General features: G+C 43.9%; 4 protein-coding genes. 3 read left to right on the plus strand and 1 reads right to left on the minus strand.

Annotation, left to right across the window (positions count from 1 at the left end; translation table 11 throughout):
- Positions 1–117: 117 nt before the first annotated feature.
- The gene (xseA, locus tag CXF72_RS01755) at positions 118–1,461 is read right to left on the minus strand and encodes an exodeoxyribonuclease VII large subunit (RefSeq protein ID WP_101036397.1); all 1,344 of its coding nucleotides are present in this window, start codon (positions 1,459–1,461) and stop codon (positions 118–120) included.
- A gap of 193 nt (positions 1,462–1,654) precedes the next feature.
- Here xseA and guaB point away from each other — a divergent pair, with 193 nt between their 5' ends.
- From guaB to ampD, 3 genes are all read left to right on the plus strand, one after another.
- On the plus strand, positions 1,655–3,121 hold the full coding sequence (guaB, locus tag CXF72_RS01760) for an IMP dehydrogenase (protein WP_101036398.1): 1,467 nt from the start codon (positions 1,655–1,657) through the stop codon (positions 3,119–3,121).
- A gap of 141 nt (positions 3,122–3,262) precedes the next feature.
- Complete coding sequence (guaA, locus tag CXF72_RS01765) at positions 3,263–4,843, plus strand: glutamine-hydrolyzing GMP synthase (RefSeq protein WP_101036400.1); 1,581 nt, start codon at positions 3,263–3,265, stop codon at positions 4,841–4,843.
- 249 nt (positions 4,844–5,092) lie between these two features.
- Entirely contained in the window at positions 5,093–5,638 is a 546-nt protein-coding gene (gene ampD / locus CXF72_RS01775; RefSeq protein ID WP_101036402.1) for a 1,6-anhydro-N-acetylmuramyl-L-alanine amidase AmpD, read from the plus strand.
- Positions 5,639–6,202 lie beyond the last annotated feature (564 nt).

Here is a 6,202-nt window from a genome sequence, read left to right on the forward strand (position 1 = left end):
GTCGGCTTTCGGCTTTCAGCTGTTGGCTTTCAGCTTTCAGCTCTCAGCTCTTAACCTCGCAGCTCTTAACCCGCAGCTCGAAGCCTTATAGCCTCTCAGCTTTATAGCCTCTCAGCCTTATAGCTCGCCGCCTAGCACTTGTGCTTTAAATTCTCCCTTATCTAAACGCACCGCTATTTTATCCCCGGGTTGCAGATTCGCCGTATCCGTGGTGATTTTCCCATTCTTATCTTTTACAATCGCATAACCGCGTGCCAGTGTTGCCAGCGGGCTGACGGTATTGAGTCGACTGCTTTTATTTTGTAACAAAGTTCTTTTCTGATTGAGTGTTACCTGCATGGCATGTTCTAAACGGTGCTGAAGTTGTTTCTGTTTTTGTTTTTCGACGCAAACAATGCCTTCCGGGCTATGTTGAAATAAACCACTTTGCAGTCTTTGCTGATCCTGTTTGGCTTGATTCATGCTTGCCTGAAAAGCATGTTGTAAGCGCAGGCTGAGTTCATCTAACTGTAAGGTCTGTTGTTGGAGCTTATGTTTAGGGTGCAGATTAAGTAATTTTTCTCTGATTAAAGCATGTTGATGTAATTTTACCTGCAGGCGCGCCTGAATTGCCTGCTTCATGCGATTTGTTAAGGTATTCAATTGGGTTTGATGAAAGGCTTTATTCTGACTGACAAGCTCAGCCGCGGCAGAGGGAGTTGCCGCGCGTACATCGGCGACAAAGTCCGCAATAGTGACATCAATTTCATGACCAACGGCACTGATAATAGGTAACTGACTGTCATATATAGCATAAGCTACAAGCGCTTCATTAAAGCACCATAAATCTTCCAGAGAACCACCGCCGCGGCCGACAATTAATAAATCACATTCATTGCGGGCATTGGCTAACTGAATTTGCGCCGCAACCGAGGCTGCACTGCTCGCACCCTGGACGAGTGACGGATAGATAATCACCTTCAGGCGCGGATCGCGACGTTTTAAAATACTGAGAATATCATGCAGTGCAGCCCCCGTTGATGAGGTAATAATACCAATACATTTAATTAACTGCGGCAGGGGTTTTTTGTGACTTTCAGAAAATAAACCTTCAGCGGCTAATTTAAATTTTAATTCTTCAAATTGTTGTTTTAATAAACCATCGCCTTCAGGTGCCATGCTTTCAACAATTAGCTGGTAGTCACCGCGTGCCTCATAAAGGCTAAGTTTGGCGCGCACTAAAACCTGCTGGCCGTGTTTGGGTGTAAAACCGGTGCGTTTATTACTACCTCTAAACATGGCACAACGCACTTGTGCACTGTGATCTTTTAGAGTGAAGTACCAATGCCCGGAAACCGCAATGGTTAAATTAGAAATTTCGCCCGATAACCAAATGACCCCCAATCCCGTTTCCAGAAGTGCTTTTGCCGCGCGATTGAGGGAACTGACGCTATAAATGTTTTTATTTTCAGAAATATTCATGGTTTATCGCTATCGGTGACCAGTAAAAATTAATTTAGATTCTAACAGTTACGTGGAATGATAAAAAGAGTTGCCCTTAAGGTGATTTTTTAATTGTACTTAGCTCACAGAACGATTAAAATCCCAGCGCAATATGATACTCAGAAATTTGAGTATATTGAATAATCCTCCCAACTATAAGTGAGATATTGCAATGCTACGAATTGTCAAAGATGCATTAACATTTGATGATGTACTATTAGTACCCAGTCATTCGACTGTACTGCCAAATACTGCCGACTTAAAAACCAAACTAACGCCAAATATCTCATTGAATATTCCGGTTGTTTCAGCTGCCATGGATACTGTGACTGAATCTCGTTTTGCTATAGCTTTAGCACAAGAGGGCGGCATTGGTTTTATCCACAAAAACATGTCAATTGCTTTACAAGCGGAAGAAGTCCGTTTAGTAAAAATTCATGAGAGTGGTGTGGTTGCCAGCCCAATTACGGTTTCTCCTAATACTACACTTGCAGAAATTAAAGAATTAACCGACAAACATGGCTTTGCTGGTTATCCTGTTGTTGAAAATTCAGGTGAGTTAATCGGGATTATTACCGGTCGTGATGTCTTATTTGAAACCGATTTAAATAAACTGGTTTCTTCTGTTATGACCGGGAAAAAGGATCTGGTCACCGCCAAATCAAATACCCCGCGTGATGAAATTGAAAAATTAATGCACGCCCACCGCATCGAAAAAGTATTGTTAACCGATGATAACTTTAAACTGTGCGGCATGATAACGGTAAAAGATTTCCGTAAAGCGGAACAGAAACCTAATGCCTGTAAAGATGCATTAGGTCGTTTACGCGTAGGCGCTGCAGTCGGTGCGGGTGCGGGTAATGAAGAACGTGTTGCTGCATTAGTTGAAGCGGGGGTGGATGTACTGTTAATCGACTCTTCACACGGTCATTCTCAAGGTGTTTTAGATCGCATTAAAGCCACCCGTCTGGCTTTTCCTGATTTAGATATCATTGGCGGCAACGTGGCCACTGGGGACGGCGCTTTAGCTCTGGTTGAAGCGGGTTGTAGTTCGGTTAAGGTTGGCATCGGCCCTGGTTCAATCTGCACAACACGTATTGTGACAGGTGTTGGTGTGCCGCAAATCACGGCTATTTCAGATGCAGTCGCAGCGCTTGAAGGTACTGGTGTACCGGTTATCGCCGATGGTGGTATTCGTTTTTCCGGTGACATTGCTAAAGCATTAGCTGCCGGCGCGTCATGTGTCATGATGGGCAGTATGTTTGCCGGTACAGAGGAGTCTCCCGGTGAGATAATTTTGTTCCAGGGACGTTCATACAAATCCTATCGTGGTATGGGATCCGTGGCTGCTATGTCGCAGGGTTCATCGGATCGTTACTTCCAGTCAGATAATGCCGCGGACAAATTAGTCCCTGAAGGTATTGAAGGACGTGTTGCTTATAAAGGTAAAGTAAAAGAGATTATTCATCAGCAGATGGGTGGTGTACGTTCTTCTATGGGTCTCACCGGCTGTGCAACTATTCATGACATGAATACTAAAGCGATGTTTGTGAAGATCACCAGTGCAGGTATGGGTGAAAGCCATGTGCACGATGTAGCTATTACCAAAGAAGCGCCAAACTACCGCGCTGGTGGTTAATCGCTGTGCAAGTTATTTACCCCTGTAGTGCACTGCCTGCAGGGGTAAATTATTATCAGTCTCTGTCAATGGCAGAGAACTGAAAAATTATTATTGAGACGGTTTTTACCGTCTTTATTTTTTATAAAAAGGGATCATCCAATGAACAAAAACATTCATGAACAGCGAATTCTGATTTTAGATTTCGGTTCTCAGTACACCCAATTAATCGCGCGTCGTATCCGTGAAATCGGTGTTTACTGTGAACTTTGGAGCTGGGATGTTGATGAGCAGGATATTAAAGATTTTAGCCCGAACGGCATTATTCTAGCGGGTGGCCCTGAAAGTGTCACCGCGGCAGGCTCTCCGCGTGCACCTGAATATGTCTTTACTGCGGGAGTGCCCGTATTAGGTATCTGCTACGGTATGCAGACTATGTCCGAGCAACTCGGTGGGTCGGTCATTAAAGGTGAAGGCGAAGGCGAATTTGGTTACGCGCAGATTGAAGTAAAAGCGGCCTCTGAACTATTCAAACTGATTGAAGATGCGGTTGCTGAAAATGGTAATGCTTTATTAGATGTGTGGATGAGCCATGGTGATAAAGTGTCAGCTATCCCCGCAGGTTTTACTACTATTGCAAATACTGCGACCTGTCAGTTTGCTGCTATTGCCGATGAAGAAAAACGTTTTTATGGTGTGCAGTTTCATCCGGAAGTCACTCATACTCGTCAGGGGGAGCGTATGTTACGCCACTTTGTCATGGATATTTGTGGCTGTGAAACGCTCTGGACACCAAGTTCAATCATCGAAGATGCGGTTGCACGCATGAAAGCGCAGATTGGTGATGATGAAGTTATTCTTGGTCTTTCCGGCGGTGTTGATTCATCCGTTGTGGCGATGTTATTACAACGCGCTATTGGTGATAAACTGACCTGTGTATTTGTTGATAACGGTTTACTGCGTTTAAATGAAGGCCAACAGGTGATGGATATGTTTGGTGATCATTTCGGGTTAAAAATCATTCATGTTAATGCTGAACACCGTTTCTTAGAGCAGATGGCCGGCGAAAGCGATCCTGAAGCGAAACGTAAGATCATCGGCCGTGTCTTTGTCGAAATTTTCGATGAAGAATCTAAAAAGCTTAAAAATGCCAAATGGTTAGCGCAGGGCACTATCTACCCTGATGTGATCGAATCGGCGGGCTCTAAAACGGGTAAAGCACAGGTTATTAAATCTCACCATAATGTGGGTGGATTACCCGATGATATGGAAATGGGTCTGGTTGAACCACTGCGTGAATTGTTTAAAGATGAAGTGCGTAAAATCGGCTTAGAGTTAGGTCTACCTTATGAGATGCTTTACCGTCATCCTTTCCCGGGTCCGGGTTTAGGAGTACGAGTATTAGGTGAAGTGAAGAAAGAGTACTGCGATTTACTGCGCCGCGCCGATGCTATCTTTATTGAAGAGTTACATAAAGCGGATCTTTACCATAAAGTCAGTCAGGCCTTTGTGGTCTTCCTGCCGGTACGTTCTGTGGGTGTGATGGGCGATTGCCGCAAATACGATTGGGTTGTGTCCCTGCGTTGTGTGGAAACAATCGACTTTATGACCGCGCGTTGGTCACATCTTCCTTACGATTTAATCGGTCATGTATCAAATCGTATCATCAATGAAATTGATGGTATTTCCCGTGTAGTGTACGATGTTTCAGGTAAACCGCCTGCAACCATCGAGTGGGAATAATTAACTGACGTTTAGCCAGTTAATGATTGAAAAAAGGCGCTTTTAGCGCCTTTTTTATTGTCTATCATTTAGGTCAGCCGTCAGCCGTCAGCCGTCAGCCGTTAGCCGTCAGCCGATAGCCGTCAGCCGTCAGCCGATAGCCGATAGCCGATAGCCGTCAGCTCGAAGCTCGAAGTTCGAAGCTCGAAGCCGTCAACCGATAGCCGATAGCTGATCGCCGACAGCCTTTTATATACAGGAGCATTATGTGTGATTAATAAACTTGGTTTTTATCAAAATGCCAGACAGATACCCAGCCCCTTTTGTAATCAACGACCTGCCGGCAGTGAGATTAGCTTATTGGTTATTCATTGTATCAGCCTGCCCGAAGGTTGTTATGGGGGGCACGAGATTGAGTCTTTATTTACCGGATGTTTAGATAGTCAGGCTCACCCTGATTTCAGCAGTCTTGAAGGGCTTGAAGTCTCTGCGCATTGTGTGATTCGCCGTGATGGTGAGATTGAACAATATGTGCCTTTTGAAAAACGTGCCTGGCATGCCGGCATCTCTTGTTTTGCGGGGGTTGAGAAATGCAATGACTATTCCATTGGTATTGAGCTTGAGGGGACAGATAAAAGCGCTTATACAGAAGAGCAATATTTATCACTTGCAGCCTTGACACAAAAAATACAACAACGTTATCCCGCCATCAATAAACAACGTATTGTCGCGCACAGTGAGATAGCGCCGGGCAGAAAAACCGATCCTGGCGATGGATTTGACTGGGTTTATTATTTTACCTTGTTAAGCGACTAAACTTTGTCTTAATTATACCAAAAGCATTAAATTTATGATCAGTTGCTTCAAAGGAAAAGTCACGCTCACAAAGCCGCCGGGATGATTTGAATAGTAAATCTGATTACATTATTAATACACTCTACGAGCTAGGTTTATTATTTGAGCTTGTTAAGCGATTAAACTTTTGTCTTAATATTACCATTCTCTGCGCCAATATTCCCGTCAGTTGATTCTGCCAAGACGCCCGATACTTTCCTTACGGCTACACCTCATGATCATCACCCTGCACCATAATGGTGCAGGGTAATGATCGACAAAGGCAGTTGTATTGATTATCAGTAAACCGAGTGCCGCCAGTTTTCAGCTTGAAAAAGTAGGTTATAGGCATAAGTGAAATCATTCTTTACGAAAAAGCATAAAAATTCAGCAACGCAGCATGGACTCCTCTGGTAAATATAAATAGTAATTTAATGCCCCCCTAATATTTTAATTAACAATAAGTTGGCCTGTTAAATGCATGTAACTTTTATCCTGCTCAATTTCAGGTGCGGATTTTCATAAAGAGGGGTCTAGCTGGCCGGT

Origin of the sequence: Psychromonas sp. MB-3u-54, assembly GCF_002836415.1 — a bacterium.
Lineage (GTDB): Bacteria > Pseudomonadota > Gammaproteobacteria > Enterobacterales > Psychromonadaceae > Psychromonas.

Bases quoted from the DNA above. Each gene is read 5' to 3' on its own strand.
- guaB (WP_101036398.1), top strand. From the start codon at position 1,655: ATGCTACGAATTGTCAAAGATGCATTAACATTTGATGATGTACTATTA.
- xseA (WP_101036397.1), bottom strand. From the start codon at position 1,461: ATGAATATTTCTGAAAATAAAAACATTTATAGCGTCAGTTCCCTCAAT.
- guaA (WP_101036400.1), top strand. From the start codon at position 3,263: ATGAACAAAAACATTCATGAACAGCGAATTCTGATTTTAGATTTCGGT.